General features: G+C 67.9%; 23 protein-coding genes. 2 read left to right on the forward strand and 21 right to left on the reverse strand.

Features of this window, described 5'->3' with window-relative positions; all coding sequences use genetic code 11:
* Window positions 1-2 precede the first annotated feature (2 nt).
* The 3 genes from H0488_RS01285 to H0488_RS01295 are packed head-to-tail and all read right to left on the reverse strand — an operon-like array spanning window position 3 to window position 1,969.
* Window positions 3-1,313 (reverse strand): TrbL/VirB6 family protein, encoded by a 1,311-nt coding sequence (locus H0488_RS01285; RefSeq protein ID WP_145725461.1) that lies wholly within the window; start codon window positions 1,311-1,313, stop codon window positions 3-5.
* Between the two features lie 10 nt (window positions 1,314-1,323).
* Window positions 1,324-1,629, reverse strand: a complete 306-nt coding sequence (locus H0488_RS01290; protein WP_030485688.1) for a DUF6112 family protein — start codon at window positions 1,627-1,629, stop codon at window positions 1,324-1,326.
* A 34-nt stretch (window positions 1,630-1,663) separates the two neighbouring features.
* Complete coding sequence (locus H0488_RS01295) at window positions 1,664-1,969, reverse strand: DUF6112 family protein (RefSeq protein ID WP_261376694.1); 306 nt, start codon at window positions 1,967-1,969, stop codon at window positions 1,664-1,666.
* 53 nt (window positions 1,970-2,022) lie between these two features.
* Between H0488_RS01295 and H0488_RS01300 the strand changes: the two genes are divergently transcribed.
* Complete coding sequence (locus H0488_RS01300; RefSeq protein ID WP_145725460.1) at window positions 2,023-2,850, forward strand: GIY-YIG nuclease family protein; 828 nt, start codon at window positions 2,023-2,025, stop codon at window positions 2,848-2,850.
* Window positions 2,851-2,887: 37 nt separating this feature from the next.
* A complete protein-coding gene (locus tag H0488_RS01305) occupies window positions 2,888-3,331 on the forward strand; it encodes a hypothetical protein (protein ID WP_183097487.1) in 444 nt (147 codons plus the stop codon).
* On the opposite strand, the gene H0488_RS01310 is transcribed toward H0488_RS01305, so the two are convergent.
* The 18 genes from H0488_RS01310 to H0488_RS01395 form a co-directional block, all read right to left on the reverse strand.
* Window positions 3,332-4,450: a C40 family peptidase gene (locus H0488_RS01310; RefSeq protein ID WP_145725750.1), complete on the reverse strand. Its 1,119-nt coding sequence runs from the start codon at window positions 4,448-4,450 to the stop codon at window positions 3,332-3,334. It abuts the gene before it with no gap.
* 7 nt (window positions 4,451-4,457) lie between these two features.
* The gene (locus H0488_RS01315) at window positions 4,458-5,117 is read right to left on the reverse strand and encodes a hypothetical protein (RefSeq protein ID WP_220794077.1); all 660 of its coding nucleotides are present in this window, start codon (window positions 5,115-5,117) and stop codon (window positions 4,458-4,460) included.
* A 46-nt stretch (window positions 5,118-5,163) separates the two neighbouring features.
* Window positions 5,164-6,123 carry a ParB N-terminal domain-containing protein gene (locus tag H0488_RS01320; protein ID WP_145725751.1) on the reverse strand — a complete coding sequence of 320 codons (960 nt, stop codon included), beginning with the start codon at window positions 6,121-6,123 and terminating at the stop codon, window positions 5,164-5,166.
* Window positions 6,116-6,925 (reverse strand): serine/arginine repetitive matrix protein 2, encoded by an 810-nt coding sequence (locus tag H0488_RS01325; protein WP_145725752.1) that lies wholly within the window; start codon window positions 6,923-6,925, stop codon window positions 6,116-6,118. Before H0488_RS01325 ends, H0488_RS01320 begins: the two co-directional genes overlap by 8 nt.
* Before the next feature lie 355 nt (window positions 6,926-7,280).
* Window positions 7,281-8,144 carry a bifunctional DNA primase/polymerase gene (locus H0488_RS01330; protein WP_246371288.1) on the reverse strand — a complete coding sequence of 288 codons (864 nt, stop codon included), beginning with the start codon at window positions 8,142-8,144 and terminating at the stop codon, window positions 7,281-7,283.
* 197 nt (window positions 8,145-8,341) lie between these two features.
* A complete protein-coding gene (locus tag H0488_RS01335; RefSeq protein ID WP_183097488.1) occupies window positions 8,342-8,530 on the reverse strand; it encodes a hypothetical protein in 189 nt (62 codons plus the stop codon).
* Window positions 8,531-8,644: 114 nt separating this feature from the next.
* On the reverse strand, window positions 8,645-11,674 hold the full coding sequence (locus tag H0488_RS01340) for an AfsR/SARP family transcriptional regulator (protein WP_183097489.1): 3,030 nt from the start codon (window positions 11,672-11,674) through the stop codon (window positions 8,645-8,647).
* Window positions 11,671-12,093 carry a TadE/TadG family type IV pilus assembly protein gene (locus H0488_RS01345; RefSeq protein WP_183097490.1) on the reverse strand — a complete coding sequence of 141 codons (423 nt, stop codon included), beginning with the start codon at window positions 12,091-12,093 and terminating at the stop codon, window positions 11,671-11,673. The genes H0488_RS01340 and H0488_RS01345 overlap by 4 nt, the downstream gene beginning before the upstream one ends.
* Window positions 12,090-12,512, reverse strand: coding sequence for a TadE/TadG family type IV pilus assembly protein (locus H0488_RS01350; RefSeq protein WP_145725756.1), 423 nt, complete (start codon window positions 12,510-12,512; stop codon window positions 12,090-12,092). Before H0488_RS01350 ends, H0488_RS01345 begins: the two co-directional genes overlap by 4 nt.
* Window positions 12,509-12,943, reverse strand: coding sequence for a TadE family protein (locus H0488_RS01355; RefSeq protein WP_145725757.1), 435 nt, complete (start codon window positions 12,941-12,943; stop codon window positions 12,509-12,511). The genes H0488_RS01350 and H0488_RS01355 overlap by 4 nt, the downstream gene beginning before the upstream one ends.
* The gene (locus tag H0488_RS01360; RefSeq protein ID WP_145725758.1) at window positions 12,912-13,106 is read right to left on the reverse strand and encodes a hypothetical protein; all 195 of its coding nucleotides are present in this window, start codon (window positions 13,104-13,106) and stop codon (window positions 12,912-12,914) included. The genes H0488_RS01355 and H0488_RS01360 overlap by 32 nt, the downstream gene beginning before the upstream one ends.
* 29 nt (window positions 13,107-13,135) lie before the next feature.
* Window positions 13,136-14,038 (reverse strand): type II secretion system F family protein, encoded by a 903-nt coding sequence (locus H0488_RS01365; RefSeq protein WP_145725759.1) that lies wholly within the window; start codon window positions 14,036-14,038, stop codon window positions 13,136-13,138.
* Window positions 14,035-14,895 (reverse strand): type II secretion system F family protein, encoded by an 861-nt coding sequence (locus H0488_RS01370; RefSeq protein WP_183097491.1) that lies wholly within the window; start codon window positions 14,893-14,895, stop codon window positions 14,035-14,037. The genes H0488_RS01365 and H0488_RS01370 overlap by 4 nt, the downstream gene beginning before the upstream one ends.
* On the reverse strand, window positions 14,892-16,364 hold the full coding sequence (locus H0488_RS01375; protein ID WP_145725760.1) for a TadA family conjugal transfer-associated ATPase: 1,473 nt from the start codon (window positions 16,362-16,364) through the stop codon (window positions 14,892-14,894). Before H0488_RS01375 ends, H0488_RS01370 begins: the two co-directional genes overlap by 4 nt.
* Complete coding sequence (locus H0488_RS01380; protein ID WP_246371292.1) at window positions 16,361-17,128, reverse strand: MinD/ParA family ATP-binding protein; 768 nt, start codon at window positions 17,126-17,128, stop codon at window positions 16,361-16,363. Before H0488_RS01380 ends, H0488_RS01375 begins: the two co-directional genes overlap by 4 nt.
* Window positions 17,125-17,691, reverse strand: a complete 567-nt coding sequence (locus H0488_RS24500) for an SAF domain-containing protein (RefSeq protein ID WP_261376737.1) — start codon at window positions 17,689-17,691, stop codon at window positions 17,125-17,127. Before H0488_RS24500 ends, H0488_RS01380 begins: the two co-directional genes overlap by 4 nt.
* A gap of 136 nt (window positions 17,692-17,827) precedes the next feature.
* On the reverse strand, window positions 17,828-18,787 hold the full coding sequence (locus H0488_RS01390) for a hypothetical protein (protein ID WP_145725762.1): 960 nt from the start codon (window positions 18,785-18,787) through the stop codon (window positions 17,828-17,830).
* Window positions 18,772-19,392, reverse strand: coding sequence for a hypothetical protein (locus H0488_RS01395; RefSeq protein WP_183097492.1), 621 nt, complete (start codon window positions 19,390-19,392; stop codon window positions 18,772-18,774). The genes H0488_RS01390 and H0488_RS01395 overlap by 16 nt, the downstream gene beginning before the upstream one ends.
* Window positions 19,393-19,789 lie beyond the last annotated feature (397 nt).

A 19,789-nucleotide genomic window follows, 5' to 3' on the forward strand; every position in this document is an offset into this window, starting at 1 on the left:
GATCACTTCCGTCCTGCGGGCTTGGCAAGCGTCGAGTCCGCGACCGGCGGCGGGACCGTGGACGGCGCCGCCGAATCGTGGGCCTGGGTTTGGTCGGTCGCCTGGGCTGCAACGAAGCCTCCGAGACGCGGCCCAGCCGCCGCCGCTTCCTTCGCCACGACCGCGCCAGCAGCGACCGCACCGCCTGCGGCTGCCGCGCCACTCGAGCCGCCCGCAGCGGCCCCGCCACCGGAACCGCCACCAGCGGTGCCGCCGCCTGCAGTGGCTCCGGACGCCCCGCCACCACCGCCGACAGTGGGTGTGACCGCGGGCGAGCAACCCGTCGCCGTACCTCCGCCGGTGTCGCCGAGGATCTTGGTGGGCTCGCTGCCGGTGCGGCGCGAGAGCGGGATGGGCATCGGTCGGTTGAGCGACGCCTTGGCCTCCTGTTCGGCTGACATCGCGTGGTACATGTCGAAGCCCATGAATGCGATGGCCTTGTAGGTCAGGTACGGCGCAAACCCGGCCATCAGCATGAGTACGACGCCGGCCATCGGCTGGCTGACGGACTCCAGGTCAGCGTCGATCGGAGCTGAGACCTGGGCGGTGGCGAGCAGGAAGATCACCACCAGGACGACCTTCGACAGGATCATCGCGATCACGAACGTCGCCCAGCGGCTCAGCCAAGTGCGGGTGTGGTCCCAGCTGGATCCGGCGAGCGCGATGGGCGCGAACACGATCGCGATCAGCAGGAGGGCCTTGCGAATGAGGAGGCTGATCCAGACCACCATCGCACCGACGATGGCGAGGCTCGAGAGGAAGATCGTCAGGATCGCGCCCGCGCCGGGTGCGCTGAGGTTGATCGCTCCGAGTCCGGCGGCGAGTACGGCGACCTTGTCGCCCATCTCGTTCATGTTCGTGCCGGCGGCGTTCACGATGCCTATGCAGAGCTGGTCGGTGATCTCGAGCGCTGTCGCGAGCAGGGCGAGAGCGACGAAGGATCCGAGTATCGACTTCGCGAGTCCGAGCGCGGCTCTGGATAGGGCTGCTGGTTCGCGGCGGATCATGCCGCCGATGACTTGGAGCATGAAGAAGCCGAGCATCACGAAGACGCCGACGCCGAACATGATGTTGTAGACCTTCGTGTACTCACCGCTGGTCACGTCGACGAAGGTCGTGGTGTCGATGACCTTCCAGACTGAAATGAACATCCACTCGGCCGCGCCGCCCATGCCCTGAGCAAGCCAGTCGAATGGCGCGGTCACGACGGAGCCGGCCGCGTCGCCGGCGGCGTTGCAGACCTCGTGGATTACCGGCACATCGCAGACACCCATGACGGATTCCTCAGACCTGCTGGCCGACGTTCCAGAAGAAGTTCACCAGCGTCACCGAGGCGCCGCAGACGATCGCGGCACCGAGGGCAACGAGTACCCCGAGCTTGCCGCGGCCCGCGAGGTGTGGGTTGGACGAGTTGGCCCCCAGCGCCCACACGATGGCGGAGATGATCAGCGCGAGTACGGCGAGGACGAGCCCGACGGTCATCGAGGCTCCGACGATCTTCTTGAGCTGGCCGATCCCGGGTAGGCCGTTTGAGTTCGGGTCGATCTCGATGTCGAGCGGCAGCAAGAGGACTGCGGTGAGAAGGTCCATCGGGAGGACTCCTGACGTCGAATGGGCGGACGTCTTACAGGTGTGCGCCGATGTCCAGCAGCCAGTTCGCCCAGGCGAGCGCGGCACCGGTCAGGGCGGCGCCGCCGATGGCGACGAAACAGCCGACCTTCGCCTTCTGCGCGGTGTGCCAGCTACCGGAGTTGGACGCGATGGCCCAGGTCGTTGCCGAGATGACGAGCATGAGTACGGCGATGATCAGGCCGTAGGTCAGAAGCGCGCCGACGATTGCCCGCAGATCGCCAGCGCCGCCCACTGCGCCGAAGTCCGGGCCTACGTCCGTGCGGATCTGACCTGGCGTACTCATGGCATTCAGGTGCACCGTCGATCGCACCGGACGAGGTCGAGGTCGGTCCCTCTGCGTACGCTCCGCTCATGGAGCCGATTCTGCTTGCAGAGCTTCTTCCCGCGCACTTCGACCCGGCAACGTGCAAGCTGCACTGTGCAGTCTTCAACGGCAAGAACTACCCGATTGACGTGCTGGCCAACGATCCCGCGGAGTGGCAACGCTGGAACTCGTGGCGCGGTGACAAGAACGACTTCAACCGGCAGTTCATCTTCTCGCTCGCGCAGGATCGCCATGACCCAACTCTGTGGCTCTTTGGCGGGATCTGGGAGGTTGTGGATCGGCGCCCTGAGCCGAGGACGTATTCCTACGACGTCATCCCGCGGGAAGACCTGATGGGTCCCTTCGTTCGCCGTCTCTACGTCAGATTGCACCTAGCCGGGCGGCAGCGAAGAAGGACCATGGAGTCATGCCTTGATGAGATGACCGTGTCCTCGATCCTTGAAGAGGCATTCGTGGGCGACCCATTCCCGGGCCACGATCGCATCAACCACACGCTCGCCGATCTCCAGGTCATCGTGAGCCAGCAACGACCTGATTGGCGGATCGCCCTCGAGCACATGAAGGGCGTCTACGTCATCCACGACCAAACGACCGGCGCCAGGTACGTGGGGTCGGCCTACGGTGACACTGGAATCTGGCAGCGCTGGAGCACTTACGCCGCGACGCTCCACGGGAACAACGTAGGTCTCAAGGAGCTCTTGAAAGAAGGGGGCGAGGACTACTTCCGAACGAACATGAAGTTCGCATTGCTGGAGTTCTGGTCGATGCGTACCGATGACGACCACGTCTTGAAGCGCGAGTCGTACTGGAAGGAAGTCCTTCACGCTCGCTCGCTGGGCCACAACAAGAACTGATGCTGTTGTGTCGTACCTACGCCGTACGGTCAGCCTCATGAACCCTGACAGATTGCGTTGCGCGGAAGCAGCTCTCCGCACGGTGCCCGAGGATTACCTCGCCGTCACGCCTGAGGCGGTTGTTGTCGTCGACAACGGCCACTCCTTCCACCGTGGCATGCACGTCGGGTGGGCGTGGGCCGAAGATCGCAGGGGCTGCTTCCTCGACTTCCTGTCCGAGCACCGCATGGCTGGGATGAGCGCACAGCGGTTTTACGCAGATGGGACCTCTGAGCATCTCGAGACGCCTGCCTCGATGCACCAGGTGACAGGTGATGCAGCAAAGGATGCTGAGATCGAGCGCCACTTCTTCGAGCGAAACCGAGCCTCCTACGAGTGGCTGCGTGCGCGAGGTCTTCTGCCTCCAGAGGGCGCGAACGTCGGCTCTCAGGACATCAACGAGTTCCTGCTCAAAGGCGCTGCCGACGACCCGGACTCGTAGTCAGTGCAGGCGGCGGATGGTGATTACCTCGCCAGCGAATTCGCTGATCGTTCCGTAGCGGACGACATCGCCAGTCCGGGGCGCGTGGAGGATCCTGTCGCCGCCGACGTAGATCGCGACGTGGTGTGGGCGGCCAGCGCCTGGATAGCTGAAGAAGATCAGGTCGCCGGGTCGCTTGAGGGCCCAAGGGATGCCCGTGCCGGCGTGGATCTGGTCGCCCGAGTAGTGGGGGAGCCGGATCCGGCCGCCGGAGGCTTGGTACGCGGCGAAGAGCACGAGACCGGAGCAGTCGAATCCGCCGCCGGTGGGACCGTTGAAGTCGCCGCCGCCCCAGACGTACGGCTTGCCGAGTTGCGAAGCGGCCGCCGTGATGAGAGCTCCGGGGAAGCCGGGCGGAAGGTTGGCGGGTAGGTCGCCGGCGGGTTGCGCGCACTCCAGGTCGCCGGTTAGCGATACGCCGCTAACGGCGCTAAGAACCTTCTCGGCGACCGGCTGGTTGACGGCGTACCTGTCGGGGTAGGCGGAGACCTGGACAGCTTGTGCGGCGGTGCCAGGCTCGATCGTCTGCCAGTCGTCCATGTCGAGCAGGCCGCGCGGAGAGCCGTGGTTCGGTCCACTCGGCCCGCCGTAGAACGCGCGGGACGACCACACCGGGTCCATCAGGTTCTCGATCGTGCCCCAGCCTGCGGCGGGTCGCTGTTGAAACAGCCCGACCGAGTCGTGGTCGCTCCCGTCACCGTCGTTCGGGATGTTGGCCGAGTGGGGGTAGGCCCTCGTGTTCGACAGGACTCGCAGGGACGATTCCGTCAGGGCGGTCATGACGGCGATCAGCTGGCCTCGCGCCGGGATGCCCTCGTCGTTACCGACGGCGACGATCGTCGCGGCCCGCGTGAGCTGCTGCTTGCTGAGGGTGACGGTCTCGCCGTTCGTGTTGGTCGCAGTGAGGGTCGCGGGCACCGGGCCGGCGACACCGAGGCTGGCGGTGGACTGGCCCTCCCACATGCAACTGCCGGACCCGGCGGCCGCGGGGCTGACCAGCGTTGCTACGCCAAGGACCGCGGCCCCGGGCGCGAACAGGATCGCCGTGGCGGCGCCGGCGGCTAGGACCTTCATGCCCATCGGCCGCTCACCTCATTGGGTTGTCGAGCTGCGAGAGGCGCAGAACGTGGCAGCGCTCGAAGGAGGGCGGGCACGCGACGAAGACGGTGAAGGAGAGCGGATACGACGACTCGGCCTTCTCACCGTTCCAGACTCCGCTGCGATGGCGGGTCCCCGTGATCGTCACTGCCGTGGTTCCGGGCCGCAGGTGCCCGTGAGCCTGATCGACGGCGGCTGCCCACGAGTCCGGTACATAGGCGTCGTCGATCTCGATCGTCTGGACGACCTCCATCGCTCCTAGGTCGAGCCACTGTTCGACCGTCGGCACGTAGGTCGCGACGTCATTGATCAGTCCGGGAGTCTCCTCGCCGGACGGATCGGCGTCGGCCAGCACCGCCGCGGTGTAGTCAGTGGGCAGGAAGCCTGCACTTGTGTCCCATTCGAAGAGCGAGACCGCCACTGCGCGCGCGTAGGCCACCGGGTCGGTGGTCTTTGGGAGAGAGCGATCCCGCAGGGTGTCGACCGGGTTGGTCGGATCCGCCACGACCTCGGTAGCCGCCGGTGGCCCGTCTCCGGAGGATGTGCCCCCAGGTCCGCGAATCAGGCCGTAGATGCCGACGGCGGCGGTGAGGATCGCGAGCGCGCATCCAAGGAGAAGCATGATCTGGCGGCCGGTCAGGTTGGACATCGGAGCTCCGAGTGACGGGTTCAGGGACGTTCGATAGGTGCACCACCTACGCCGATGTCGTTGCGTGACGTCGGGCGGCAACGAGTTGGTCGCGGAAGGCGATCGTGGCGGTGACCACCCGGTCGAACCGTTCCCAGTCACTGCGGCTGAGCTGAGCGGCGAGGGCATCGACGTCGTACAGCTCCGTCCAGCCATCGAGCTCGGTCCAGGTCAGGTTGAACGAGCGAACGCTGCGGAAGTGGCTGCTCGGTCCGTGGTTGCGCTTGAGGCCGCTGCGGCCCTTCTCGCGCACCTCGCGCTCGGCACGCGCCCGTGCCTCACGCGCCAGCCGAGCGAGATCGGTCTCTTCCTCCGGCTGCGGCTGTTGCGCATCGTCGAAGGCTTCCTTGACCTTGAGGTAGAGCGGCTTCACCGGCTCGCCCCGCTCGATCCTCTGCAGCGCGTCGTTCGCCAGCGCGCGGATCTCTGGTGGCGTGGCCTTTCGGGAGGCCCAGTCCATGAGCGCACAGACCCGCTCATGGGTGTTGTACGACGCCTTTCCGGTGATCGCCATGGCCGCTTGCGACCGCGCATCGCCGTTCTCGCCCGGCTCCGCACCGGGTGCGGAGCCGGAGCTCCCGAACTGGGTCGCCTGCATCCGCCGCTCGGCGTCCTCGGCTCGAAGAGCCTTCAGCTCCCGGTACAGCGCCGCCTTCTCGAGCTCGTTCAGTGGCTTGTGCAGTTGGTTCTCGTCCTGCTCAGCGAGCAGCAGCGAGAGCTTGTCGGAGATGCCGGACCGGACCCAGACCTTCATCGTGCGCCAGCTGAGCCGGCGTACGGCCTCGAGCCGCCGCCACCCGCACACCAGGACGCCCTCGGGGGTGAGGGTGATCGGCTGTAGCAGGCCGAGCCGTTCGATCGACTCCATGAGTGGCCTGAGGTCGCCAGGGTCCTTGCGGTGGCGGACGCCGACGGTGATCGAGTCGAGCGCTCGGTCGAGTTCGATGTGGCCGCGGGTGTCAGGCATGGATCTGGACTTTCGGCCGCGGAGCGGACTCGCTGATCTCGAAGACGAGCAGGTCGTCGTCGAGGAGTTCGGCTACCGGGTGCCCGATGAGCAGCCGCAGGAGTACGCCGTGCCCGTCGGACGTACAGGTTTCGTCGGGGTTCGGATTCCCCAGCACGATGCGCAGCACGGTCGACCACGCCTCCTGATCAATGTCGAGGAGCGCCCGCGCCGTGTGGTCGCGCCGCAGAGCTGCATGGGCCTTCGGGCGGGATCCGGACTCGACCAGGCGTGCGGAGATGTAGTCGAGCGTGCAGGTGGCTGTGTCCCGCGGCCAGCCGAGCGCGGTGAAGAGGTCGATCGTCGCGTCGACCGCTTCGTACGCGCCAGTCGGCGGAGTCTCGTCCGGGTTGAACGGTTCGACGGCGAGCGTGGGAAGGAAGTTGGGCAGGTCGGCTTCCGTGTCGCAGAACCGGCGTACGTCGTGGTGCCTGGAGATCTCCGGCCGCCTGGCCTGGTCGACGGAGCACAGGAGCCCGTCGGCACGCTCCTCGGCGATGAGCGTGACCTTGACCGCCATGGTGACGACGGCCCACGGGTCATCGGCCGTGCGGACCGCGTAGGTCCGCATCGCCTCGAACGCCGCTGCAGCTCCGGCGGTCGGGTCGCAGCGGTGCTTGATCGCGAGCGCCTCGTACTTCCGCGCGGCGTAAAGCATGAGGTCGTGGGCCTCGGCGTCGTGCTCCCACGCGTTCGGTCCGGACACCCGTAGACGGACGAGAAGCCGGCGCAGCCCCGTCGCGGTCTCGAACGAATGGCTCACAGCGACAACCCCTCTGTTCGGTTCGCCGCTCGGGTCGGCGCTGGCGAGTGGGGGAGGCTTCGCTTGAGGGAGCGCGTGGTCGTAACCGGAGACCGGCGTGCGCGTCGGAGCAGTTCGGCATGAAGGTCGACCCCACGCCCAACCGTGGGCGCGACGTACGTCGCGAGTTCGGTGGGCCGGACCCAGGCGATTCCCCTCGCCGTCGGTGTCGGCGGTTTGCCTTCCGCGGAGAGCGACGGATCACGGTGGCGAGCGAGAGCGCTAGCGGCCGCTTCGGTGTTCGGCGCCGGCGCCGGCGCTGGCGCCAGCGGCTCCGGCGGACGGTAGCTGTGACGGCGGTACTCGGCGTGGGTGTTCACAGCTGGATCGCCTCATTCCTCTGGGTAGGGCCCAGGCGGCTCCCGGGGCGGAGCCGGGACGCGATCCGGAAGGCGGAGTCGATGGTCGACTCGATCTCCCGATCGGGAAGGCCGGCGTACTGGGCGGCGGGCACCAGGTAGCTGACAGCGTTCGCATGGCTCTGGCCGTCCTCGGCCATCCGGCACGTCGCCCAGAAGAGGGCCCGGTTGCGACCGCCTTCAGGAGTCAGGGCCACCACCCGGGCGAGGGCCTCGGGGCGACATCGCGTTGGTGGAAGACCAGAAGGCGGCCCCAGTGGCTTCGGTCGGGGCGGCTCGAGGAACTGACGCAGTCTGACCCCGTCGACCGGTTTGGCCGGCTGGGTCGTTACCGCGATGACGTCGTACGTCCTGATCGCGCCGCCGACTTCGATCCGGGACGGGGGAGCGATGACGTAGCCGCCGTCGCCTCGGAAGTCGACGTGCGCGGACGGGACCTGCCACGACCGCTGCTCCTGGTCGGGCACGCTCGGGTAGTAGGCGTGGACCCCGCCCGACGGCGTGCGGACCATCCAGCCCCAGTGCAGGGCGAGCCCTTCGGAGCGAGCACGCTCGAACGGCGCGAATCCACTGCCGCCCGCGTGAACGTCGATGTCGACGACGAGGATGCCGGAGCGGGCGCCGGTGGGAAGACCGATGTTCGCGTCGGGTGTCCGCTGCCACCACTGATGGACGACGCTGGCCGAGGACGTCGCGTCGAGGAAGCCGTTCGGCGTGAGCGGCTGCTTACCGCCTGGGACACAGGGAAACACCGGAATGCCCAGGTTGGCGTAGCGGATCGCGGCGCCCGCGAGGGTCGGTTCGGCAGCGACACGCTGCATCGTCGAGACTGTCCACTCTGGGATCGGGTTTGCCGGGTCGAACATGCCCCTGAGAGTGGAGCCGCAGTGTTACCGGAATCGGGTAACAAGGAGGGGGAACGTACCGGGGAACGCTGCGTTTCCGCAGGTCAGAGGCGTTCCCTAAGTTGTATTGGGGAGGGTGCCGGTACTTGGCTCTCTGGCCCGCCCGGGGTCACCTAACCGGAGATGGCCACGGTCCGGGAGCCGTGGACCAGTCCGTTGGCATCCTGGTAATCCCAGAGTGCCCACTCGTAGCCTGCGATGAAGGCGCTGTCAGTCTCTCTGTGCTCGGCGAGCCAGCGGTGTCCCGCGTCCGCCGATCCTGTCTGGAGAGCGATGGTCCGGCCCGCGTTGTAACCAGCCATGTACTGCTGCTCGCCAGATGTCATTGCCACACACCGAGTCGAACACATGTTCGAGGTCTGGTCAAGATTGAGCGATGTTCGGAATCGTCGGAACGACGGTCGTTGGCGCTCAGATCATCCGGTGCGACGACCACTGGGGCCACGGGTTGCCCAGTCCTTACCCTGAACGATCTGTGCGGTGCGCTGCGGAACGTCGATCGGCGGCAGTTCGTCGTCACGGCGGTTGAAGACCTTCTCATTCAGGTCCTGGTCGGCCTTCTGATGGCTACCGGCTGCCTTCTCCGCCTGGACCATGTCGAGTTGCGCGACCTCGTCGTACGGCGACGCCGTGTAGGCAACCTGAGCAGCCCACAGGGCGAGGCCGGTGTCGCCCGCGGCGAGTGCATGGGTGGTGACGATATGGCCAACGTCAACGATGGCACTTGTCATGATGTGGTCCCAGCGGTCGCCGTCGAGCAGCCAGTTCCAATGGCCTTCGCGGAGGTCGGTGAACGGCTCGCCGTTGACGAGTCGGAGTGCCGCGATCAGATCGTCGATGCCGCTGGCGCCGCGGCTCTGCCCTCGAGCCCGGAGGCGACGGAACAGATCGAGGTCGCACAAGACGCTGTTGAGCTTGTAGAGAGCAGGTGAGTCGGGGCTGGGGCCGGGCTCTGCTCTTGGCAGGCAGGGCTCACCGCTGCGGGGATCGTTCCCCAGCCAGCGACGTAGTTGGCTCATGTCCACCCGGACGCGCTCAGGACGGATCCCGAACGCGTCTGCGACTTCGTGGCCGGAGACACCATGGGGATGGAGTGCGAGGAAGGCCAGCAGTTCGACGTAGAACGGCCGCCGATGAGCCGTTGCCTTGGTGTCGCCCGTTGCCCGGGCGCCCACCGGCCCGAGGAGCGTCAGCTTCACCGAAGACAGCGTGGGCGACTCCCAGCGTGCGAGGTCCTCGTCGAGGCTCGGGTCCGCAGCCTCGACTGCCCGACCGGCCTCAGCTTTCGCGGGCGGTGCCAGAACCTCAACGTCCTCGGCGGTGGTGGCAGCGGCGTCGGCGTAGACGGCTGCATCGAGAGGCAGCAAGGCGAGGTCGCCCGCTGGACCTTCGGAACGCGGGTCCGTCAGGTCGTCGACGAGGGCGCCGCCGAGGTCGGCCACGGCGTCTTCAGCGTCCGGCTTCGGGACAGGTACGACCGTGTCGTCGAGGGTGAGATCGAGAAGGAGCGCGCACGCTCTGGCCTCATCACCGCTGAGTCCGGCAGCAGTCACGTCGATACCCAGGCTCGTCACCCGGAGACGACCGCCTGGTGTCAATACCAGATGGGTTCCGGAGGGTCGAGGTTCGCCCGCGAGGTCGACGAGCGCTACCGAAGACCGACCCGGGATGCCCTCGATCAGGTCTGCGAGCTTGTCGAAGTCGGGGGTGGGGCGGTCTGCGGTGGCGATGATCGCGGCGTGGAAGTCGTCGGGCTCGACGCCCGCTGTCATGGAGGAGAGGTCGCGGACGAGGTCCGCAATGAACTCGGTGTCGCCAGCCGGGTGCGTCCGGACCCGACCGAGGTTGAACGACGCTAGGTCAGACCGGAGCCCGAGGACGTCGACCGTTGTTACGACCGACCACGGGTTGACCGCCAGCTCGGCAGCGACGTGGCGTGCGAAGGCTTCCTTCCGGGTGCTGCCCCCGGTGACGGTGACCGTGCGGAGTTGCTCGAGGTTAAGGAACAGGAAGGAGCCGTCGTCGCGCTGTCCGACGCTCACCAGGAGCGGGTACGGCGGGAACGAGTCGTCGGGGCGATCGGGCACGGCCGCTAGATCGAGGCGCCACTCAACGCCGGCCCCGAACCATGGCGCTGGCAGGTCGGCCGGCTCCAGAAGAGCCAAGGAGATCTCGTCGGTTGCGAGCGTCACCGTGACCAGGTGAAGCGGCGGCAAGGATCGGAGCGCGGCGTCGAGGGCGTCGATCCGGGGCGCGAGCACCGATGCTGTGGCGCGTGCCGTCTTCTCGGCGGGAACGAGCTCGGCGGGCGGGGGAGGGATGACCGTGCCCGGACGCCGATGCCGCAGTTGCGTTCGTCGCTGGGAGCGGAGTGCGACCCACAGCGCGCCGCCGAGGACCGCTCCCGCACCGGCGAGACCGGGAACCAGCCAGCCGGGCACGACGCTGTCATCCGAACTCGGGCCCGGCTCGTCGGAGTCAGCCGCCACTTCGCCGACCGGTTCAGTAGGCGTGACTTCGGTCGGGGCTGGGGTCGCTTCGGCAGGCTCTTCCGGCGGCTTCGCCTGCCTGGGTTCCCGTGAGCCCGGCGCCGGCGTCTGTCCGGGGATGGTGAGCTTCCACCCGGGCAGGATCAGGTCCGGATCGGTGAGGCGGTCTCCGTTGGGCTGGACGGTGTTCCGGGAGGCCTCGTAGATCGTGGGGTAGGCGTCGGCGTCGCCGAGCTGGGCCTCTGCGATCTCCGAGAGGGTGTCGCCGGGCCGCACGACGTAGGGGTCCGCCGGAGCGGTCTCGGCGATCGGCACACGGAGGATGGTGCCCGGCAGGAGGAAGTCGGGACGCCCATCGAGGACGGCCTCGTTGAGCGCCACGAGCTCGACGTACCTTGTGCCGCCGCCGAGGCGCTCTTCGGCGATCTTCCAGAGGCTGTCGCCACGCTTGACCGTGTACCGCTCGACCTCCGGCTCCTTCTCCTCTTCATGCTCGACCGTTGGCGAAGGCGCAGCGGCGTATGCGGGCTTCACTATCTGACGGGTGTCGTCGACCAACGGTGCAGCGGTCGCAGCGGCCTCCGCCCTCGGCTGAGGCAGGAACACTGTCGCCGTCGGCAAGGCGACGAACAGCAGGGCAGCTGCCGCGACGAGTCGATCGGCCGCGAGCTGCGGCACGGCCAGTCCAGGCAACCGTGGCGTGCGGATGCCCCGGATCTGGGAGACGATCGATGTGATGACCTGGCAGGTGAACACTGCCCAGGCGATCCAGCAGGCGGCGGCTATCAGCTCGACCGCGAACGTCCCGTCGTCCGGTGCGGTGAGTCGCGACCACGCGAACTGCGCAAGGTCCGGAAGCGCGTCGATCGCGACCAGGACAGTCGGTACGCCGAGCACGAAAGCGACAAGGGCCAGCGTGGCTGCCAGGCCACTCAGGCGGGAGTTGAGGGTGCTCATCGCTGGCTACCTCCGAGGGTGCGGATCAGACGAGCCGTCGCGGTGCCCGACACGTCAAGACGATGGATGCCGATCAAGCCCAGGAACTGCGGGTCGTACGAGTCGTGCAAGGTGACCGTGATCGTGTCGCCGTTGGTGATCTCGACCGTCCCGGTGACGCCCGCGGAGTCCAGGTAGCGCTGAGCGGCAGCACGAGCGGCAGCTGGGCTGATGGTGAGCTCCCGCCCTTGGATGGCCGCACTGCCCTCGACCTCTTCGCCGCCGGCGCGAGCCGCTTGGGCTGCAACATCGTGGGCTCGTTCGTGTGCGTGCACCTGCCCGCCGAGGTCGACGGCGAGTCCGACGAGGAACATCATCACGAAGCTGGCCAGGGCCAACCACACGGTGATCGAGCCGCGCTCGTCCCGCTCCCTGTTCATCGTTCCCGCCAGGTGTCGATGGGGCTGGACATGGTCGCCTGCATGACCCGCGAGCCGGGGACGCCCGGGACCGCCAGGTCGGAGAGGTTCAGGCGGCAGGAGACGGTGACGTCGACCGAGCCGGGCACACCGGGCTGCTTGTTGAAGTCGTCGGTGTCGACGTTGACGTCGACATCGGAGCAGCCGATCTTCTGGTTCGCGATACTCGCTACGGCAGCCGCGTGAGCGTCGGCGCGTGCGGTCTGCGCGTCCCGCGCCAGCGAGGCTGACCTGGCGCCGTCCGTGGCAGCAGACTGAAGCGCCTCGTGGGTGGTCGCCGTACGGCCGCCGAAGATGATCAGGCCGAGAAACAGCGCGAAGGCAGGTACGCCGATCGCCGCCTCGATCGCCGCCGACCCGCGCTCGTCTCGCCGCTTCATGGTGTTCCCGCCGCGTTGGGAGCAGTGAGCCGCTCAACGGGAACTGACGCGCTCTGTGTGATCCGAACGTTCCATCCGGGGATCACGCTCAGGCTGAAGCCCGTGACTGTGACCGTCGCGGTGGTGGTCGTGCGGTTGGCGGTGGCCGACGTCCCGGTGATGACATCCTCGCCACCAGCTTCTGCGAGGAAGTCGTTGGCAGCGCCCACGCCGTCGGCCTCCCGGCCATGTTCAGCGCCGGCCGCTCGGGCGCCCTCCTGCGCGGCGGCGATGGCGACCGTTCGCGCGTGGTAGAAGAGCGCGGCCTGCATCCCAAGGAACATGACCGCGAAGAGCGCGGGCAGCAGGATGACGAGCTCGATCGAGACCGAGCCCCGGTCGTCGCGCCGCCGGCGGCGGCTACTTGATGTTGCCGGCCTGACTTTTGACATAGGTAGTCACGGCCGCGACCACAATCCCGACGATGGCGATCACGGCGACAGCCCAGAGCACGTGCTCCGTGGTCACCGAGCCACGCTCGTCCCGTCGGGCGGCTCGCAGGTCGTCGTACGAGGTTAGGACCGCCAGTTGAAGCAGGATCAAGACTTTCAACATGAGTTCCTCCTTGGATCTGTCCTTCCGTTTCACGAGGTCGTGAACATGCGAAGCAATGAGGGGGCAACGAGCAGGGCCATAAAGATGACGCCGAGCAGCGAGCCGGGGATGGTCATCCGCTCGCCGACGGCGTTCGCCTGGGCGATCTCTTCGTTGAGCATCGCCGTGCGCATGGCGGCGGATCGGGCACGCAGGGTGGCGTACACGCTCGCTCCCTCCTCGCCGGAGAGCCGCATGATGTCGGCGAAGTCGTCGAGCTCGGGCAGTCCGAGCTCCTCTGCCAAGGTGTGCAATGCATCCCAAGGCGGGAGGCCCGACCAGCGCGACCGCGTCAGCTCCTCCGCGAGCCGGGTGAAGACCCAGGAGTCGCCGACCTCCGCCGCCGCTTCCATGGCCTGTCGGACACCGATGCCGTTGTGCCTTTCGAGGGCGACCAGGTCGATGTAGGCGCCGAGGGCGCGGGCGAACTCGACGCGCGCCTTCCGCGCCTCATCGAGCGCGTTGTAGTTCGGGATGAAGAACATGACGGCCGCGAGGCCGATCGACGCGAGCGCCGGGATCTGAAGTGGAAGGCCGAGGCCGAGCGAGTTGAAGAGCAGCGTGAGCCCGGGCGGGATGAGGAGACCGAGGCCCGCGAAGGTGAGCTTCTCGCCGTAGAACTGCGCGACGGATATCCGGAGCAGGGCAAGCTCGTGGGTCGGCGTCCGCACCCACACTCCGGGAGGCAGCACCCGCATGCCCCAGAGCCCGAGCCGTTCCTTGCCAGTCCGCGCCGCCGAAGCCCTCGTGTTCGCGCGGTTGCGCGTCGAGGAGACCCGCTCCAACGCGTCCGCGAGGTCCGGCTCCGCGGGCAAGAGCCGCGCGACGACCAGAGCGAGCCCGAGGCCGATCAGGCCGCCGGACAGGACCGCCAACTGGAGACCCGTGATCATGGCGTCGCCACCGCATCGGGTCGAGTCTCGAGGAAGCGCGGCAGCGGTTTGCCGGTAGCCATGCGTCGCATCCAGATCAGGGTGCCGACGTACGCCGAGAGGAGCACGACGAGGATCACCTGGCCGATGGCGGTCGCGTACGGCTCGACGTACTGGCCGGAGAGCGCAAGGACAACCAGCACGCTGGCGCTGATGAGTGTCACCCATCGAGCGGTCGCGCGAGGCTTGGCTCGATCGGCCTCCACCTGGCGGCGGGCCCGTACATCGGCCGCGACCGACTCTGCGAGCCCCTCGAGAACGCTCGCGAGCCCGGCGCCGCGGCGGCGTGCTCCGAGGATGAGGTTCGCCGCGATCAGGTCGCCTGTCGCATCGTCGAGCTCGTCCGCGAAGGCCCTGAGCGCCGTCTCGGTGTCCCATCGGGCACGAAGGCGAGCGACGAGTCGGCTGACCTCAGGACTGATCGGCGCCGGAGTGGAGCGCAGTGTCGCGACCAGTGCCTGCTCGAGCCCGATTCCGACGGTGAGGACACCGGAGAGCGAACGCGTCCATTCCTCCATCGCTTCGAGTCGGTTGATCTGGGTGGCGGCGGGCGGAGCGCCCAGCAGAGCCGGCAGTCCGATGACCGCCACAGGCGCAATGACCAGAGCGAGTATCCAGCCGGTGATGATCCAGCCGAGGACGCCCAGCCCGACGCCGGTCAGAAGCAGCATCCGGGTGCGCGAGGTCAGGTTGACGCGGCGGCCTCGGGCTATGCGCTTTTTGCGAGGTGGCTCGGCTGTCGGTAGCAGGCCGAGGGCAATACCGAGGATGCCGATGGCGACCAGTCCACCTGCGAGGGCGGGAATCAGGGGGCTCACGGCTGGGCTCCGTACGGCTGGGTCGAGAGGTACCCCGCGAGGTCGAAGCCGTAGTGGGCCAGTGCGCGGTACTCGTCCGGAAGCACGTCCGGTACGGCGACACCTGACGCATCGGCACGGAAGACGTGGGTGGTCGCGTACCCGACCTCCTTCTCGCCGGGGGCAAGGGCGATGATCTCGGCGACCCGTCTCGTCCGCTGCGCGCCGCCGGGGACGGCCTTGGTCTCCATGCTCAGCTGGACGATCAGGTCCACTGTGGCCGCGAGCTTGCTTGTCGCGAGCCCCTGGGTGACGTGAGGACCAGCCTCCATCGCGCACGTGACGAGCTTGCGGACGGCCGACACGGCGTCAGCCGCGTGCGTCGTCGAGATGGAGCCCGTCCCGGACTCCATCGCCTTGATCATCGCCCAGATCTCCTTGCCCCGGACCTCGCCGACGATCTGGCGGGAGAGGTTGAACCGGAAGGAGTCGACGAGCGCCTCGTCGAGAGTGAACTCGCCAGCCTGGCGGCCATCAGGCCCACGCTCTCCGGATCCCGGGCGTGCCTCCCACGCGTGGACGACCTTGTGGCGGCCGAGTTCGTGGAGGTGCAGCTCGTACTCGGTCTCGAAGGTGCCGATCGCCTCCATGGCATCGATCTCGGCACAGAGCGCCCGGACCAGGGTTGTCTTGCCCGCCCCCTGGGCGCCGGCGACGACGATCGAGCGCCGCGCACGGACAGCGGCCCGCAGGAACGATGCCGCGGTCGGCGTCATCATCTCTCTGGCGACGAGATCGTCGAGGGTGACCTGCATCAGCCGGTGTCGGCGGATCACGACTGATGGACGGGGCGTAACCCAGGCTGCGGCGGCCAGGCGGGAGCCGCCGTCCAACCGCAGATGGAGCCGCGGCTGTGCCTCGGAGAAGGAGCGAGCGTTGACCTCGCTGCGCGAGGCAAGGAAGACGAGGAAGTCGATGAGCTCCTGGTCGGAGTCAGCGACCGGTGGGCCATCGATCAGGGTGCCGTCGACCAGTTCGAGGAGGACGTTGTCGTGGCCGACGATGACGATGTTCTCGATGTCGTCGTTGTCGACCAGGGGCTGCAGTCGGCCAAGGCGGAAGAGGGAGTCGAAGACAGCCTGCGCCGTCGCCTGCTGGCGCGCGGGGCTCCATGCGCCGCGGCCGGCGTCGACGTCGTCGGCCATCGCGGACTCGATGAGGTCCAGGACGATCGAACGGCCGAGCTCCTGTTGAGCTGCCTTGTCGAGGCGGCTGCGGTCTGAGGCGACGGCCTGGCTCAGCTGCTCGGACGCTCGAGCGCGCAGTTCTGACACGACGGACCACTCGACGTCGGGGCCCGATGGCGGGGGAGCGGTGACCGGAGAGCCGAGCTTGGCGGCTGCTGACGCCGTGCCGTTGGTCGACTGGCTGAACAGCGGCAGGCGCGAGAGGTCGCCGTACTCGCTCCGGTAACGGGAGGCCTCGGTCACTGTGCCGCCTCCTCGACGAGAGCGAACCGACTGCGTGCGACGTGCGCCTGGACCGACTCAGCTAATGCCCGGAGCCCCCGGACGTAGGGTCCGGTCTCGAACTGGCGGGGCGGGCGCGCGCCGCGGTGATAGACAGCGGCCGCCGCCGGATCGTCGGGGAGGTCGGCGACTACCGGCATGCCGAGCACCTTGGAGACCTCGGTGTCTCGGTAGGGCTGCCCCTCGCCGATCAGGAGCAGGCCCGGGTGTCGCCACCCGGTCCCGGGCTGGCGGACGGTTTCCGCCCACGAGCGTGCCGCCGAGATCGCCGGCAGGTTGGCGCGAGTGACCAGCACGGTTGCGTCAGCCGAGTCCAGGAGTTGCTGGGGCGACCCCGTCAGTCCGAGCCTGCCGGCATCGACGATGACGTCCTGCCCGCTCGCTTCGAGTTCGCGCAAGGCCGAGGCGAGTGGTTCCCACACGTCGCGTAGTGCCGCCGCCTGAGCGTGTGTCCGCGTTCCCGCGACGAGCGAGACGTTCGGGCTCAGTGGCCGGACGACGTCCCGTAGCGCATCCGCCGTGCCCAGCGGCGAGAGCGCCAGCTCGACCAGTCCCGCGTCGTACGGCGTCGTGCCCTTCATGAATCCGGCAAGAATCCCCGAGCCGCCGGTCGGATCGGCCTCGACGAGAAGCACAGGGCGCGTCCAGCAGAACGCGAGGCCGACGGACGTTGTCGTCACGCCGGGCGATCCGGATGCGGAGGTCAGGCAGATGACAGCCATCATTCGGTCCCCGAGTCCAGCACCAAGGCGACGTTCCCGGTGGCGGCTCGTGCGGCAAGGACACCCGCGTCCGCATAAGGCACCAGGACGTTGACGACCGTGTTGCCTGTTGTCTCGTCCAGGTAAGTGCCGACGACCTCGGCGACGGTGAATGCCGGGGCGTTTGCCGGCGCCTCGCCGTTGTCGCCTGGGGTGACGATGATGCGGACCTTGTGGCCGCCGTACAGCGGCATTCCGGGGACCTGCGCGGGTGTCAGAGAGATCCCGACGATCGACTGGCCTTGCGGAGGTAGCGGCTTTTCGGCCGTCGACTCGTTCGTGAGCAGGCCGCCAGCCGCGATGTCGAGAGCTGCCCGCTGCCCGACGACATCGTCGAACGCCGAAGCGGGTAGCGGCGAGAGAGCCGGGTCGGCGCTGATACGGATCCGTTGGATGTCCTCTGCCTCGATCATCTCACCGCGGTGGATCGTGTCGCGGGCGGCAAGCACCTCCTGGGTGTTCGTCGTCGCGCTCCAGGCCCACGCGCCGAGAAGGCAGCCGAGCGCCGTCACGATGACCGCGGCCACGACGAGCGCCGGGCGTCTCCGGAGCTTGGGCGGGGGAGTGATGCTGGCGGTGGTCTCCGGCGCGGAGGGGCGCGGGCCGGTCCTCCGGTCCTCTCGGGCAGTTGTGGACACTTCGTCGTACCTCCCGCGCAGCTCGTCAGTTCACGAGCACCTGCGCCTCGCCGATCCTGATCTGTGTCGAGCGGTTGAGGCCGTCGAGCCGGATCGTTCCGGTCTGGCCGGCGCCCGACCACGTGATGACCCAGCTCGACGTGGCCGTGACTGTGTAGGCGTCATCGGTCTCGTGCGCGCTCGACTTCGTGTAGGTGTGGCCGCAGTCGGGGGAGTCCTCCCTCCCGTACGACGGCTTGTACGGCGTGCCCGCCGTGTCGCAGATGACCTCGGCGCCGTCCCCCATGTCCCAGGTGATGTGGAGGACCTTCGCGGTGGCCGTGACTGTGATGCCCCCGGCGGAGGCGCTCTCAGTGATGGGCCCGACGGTGTGGGCGTTCGGGTCCTTGGCCCACATCCAGACGGGCATCCCGACAAGGCCGACGCTCTCCGGACCCGGCTCGGGCGCGATGCCGATGTTGATAGCGGACAGATGCATCTCCTCGATCGCGATCTGCGCTACCTCGCGCGGGGTTGGTCCGGTGCCGGAGTTCGGCGGCGGGTCCTGCGACCAGATGGTGATGAGGAGGCCGGTCTGCGGCTGGTAGCAGTTGTAGACCGCGCCGTCCCCGGGTTCGTGACCCTGCCAGCTGGGGTCGCCCGCGGGCGGCTGGGGCTCGACTGGACTGATGTAGCAGTGGTAGCTGTTCGACCAGTAGCCAGCGGTCGAGGAGCAGGGCACCGGCCCGGGCGGAGGCTTTGTGATGCCTTGGCTGGTGCCGTCCCAGTAGCAGGCGGCTCCGCTGCCGGTGTCCTGTGGCCCGTCGTCACCGGGCTCCCCTGGCGTCCCCGGAGTGCCCGGGACCTCGATCCAGATGAGGCACTCGCCCGTGGCCGGGTCGGTCTGCGAGCACACCGTGTCCGCGTATGACGGAGCGTGGACGAGGACGAAGAGGCCGGCGGCGGTCAGCGCGGTCAGGAGGAGGCGAGTCAGGATGCGGCACATGGCGTCTGCTTGAGGTCCTGGCCCGTCGCCACGCGCCAGCCGCCGGTCGGGTCAGCGGCGTACTTGTAGTTCGCGACGGTGTAACGCGTCCACCCGGTGTCCGGGCGGTCGGGGGAGACGATCGACTTGCCACTCGTGTCGAGCACGTCGACCTTGCTGACGTCCCAGCAGACGTCGATGACGACCGTCGGCACCTTGCCCGCCTTCGGGTTGGAGTTGTCGAGGGTCACTGACTGGACCTGCAGCTCGTTGATGGCTGTCGTGCCGGTCTGCCTTTGTCCCTCGTCGCGCGATCGGTCGATGAGGGTGGTGACCGCGTTCAGCTGCGCGCTCGTCGCGACGGACCTCAGTTTCTTGAGATCGGCCCCAGGATCGCTGCGGAGCTGGTCGACCACCGTGAAGTAGTTCCGGACTATGTCGGTTGCATCAGCGCTCGCCGCGTCGGATGGGGAGCTCGGCGAGGCGCTCGTCGTCGGTGAGCTCGGTGACGTCGACGACGGCTCGGCGGTCGCCGGGGGATCGGTGTCGCTGCCGCCACAGGAGGAGACCGCGGCCAACATCAGTGTGCCGGTCGCCCAGGAGATCAGCCCGAGTCGATTCATCATGCGGTTCCTGTCCCTCCTGCATGTGACTGAGGAGGCGGACGCCGCTGGGGACGGATCCCGAGCGCCGTCTGCGCCTCATCGTAAAGCCCGAATTTGGATTTGGCACCCAGTCATTTCGCCTTCCGGGGCACCGCTCAGGTGCTCTCCGCCTTCCAACCGTCCCGACCTCACCCCTTCCTCTTGAGCCTTCCTTCTCCTCCTGGTCCCTGCCACGCCTTCTACCTCGCCACCCCGCGCTTGCCCGCGCCCTACGCCCTGTCCGCCACGTTCCTCCACCTCAGCCCTTCTCGCCTTCACACGGATTGCAGATCGAGGGGAAAGGCCGCGAATCAACTCCAGGTTGACCGAATCCGATCGCTGGGAGGGGCGAGTTCCAAGTGGCCTGTGGACGACGACG

The sequence above is a fragment of the Nocardioides pelophilus genome, from assembly GCF_014180685.1.
GTDB classification, from domain to species: domain Bacteria; phylum Actinomycetota; class Actinomycetes; order Propionibacteriales; family Nocardioidaceae; genus Nocardioides; species Nocardioides pelophilus.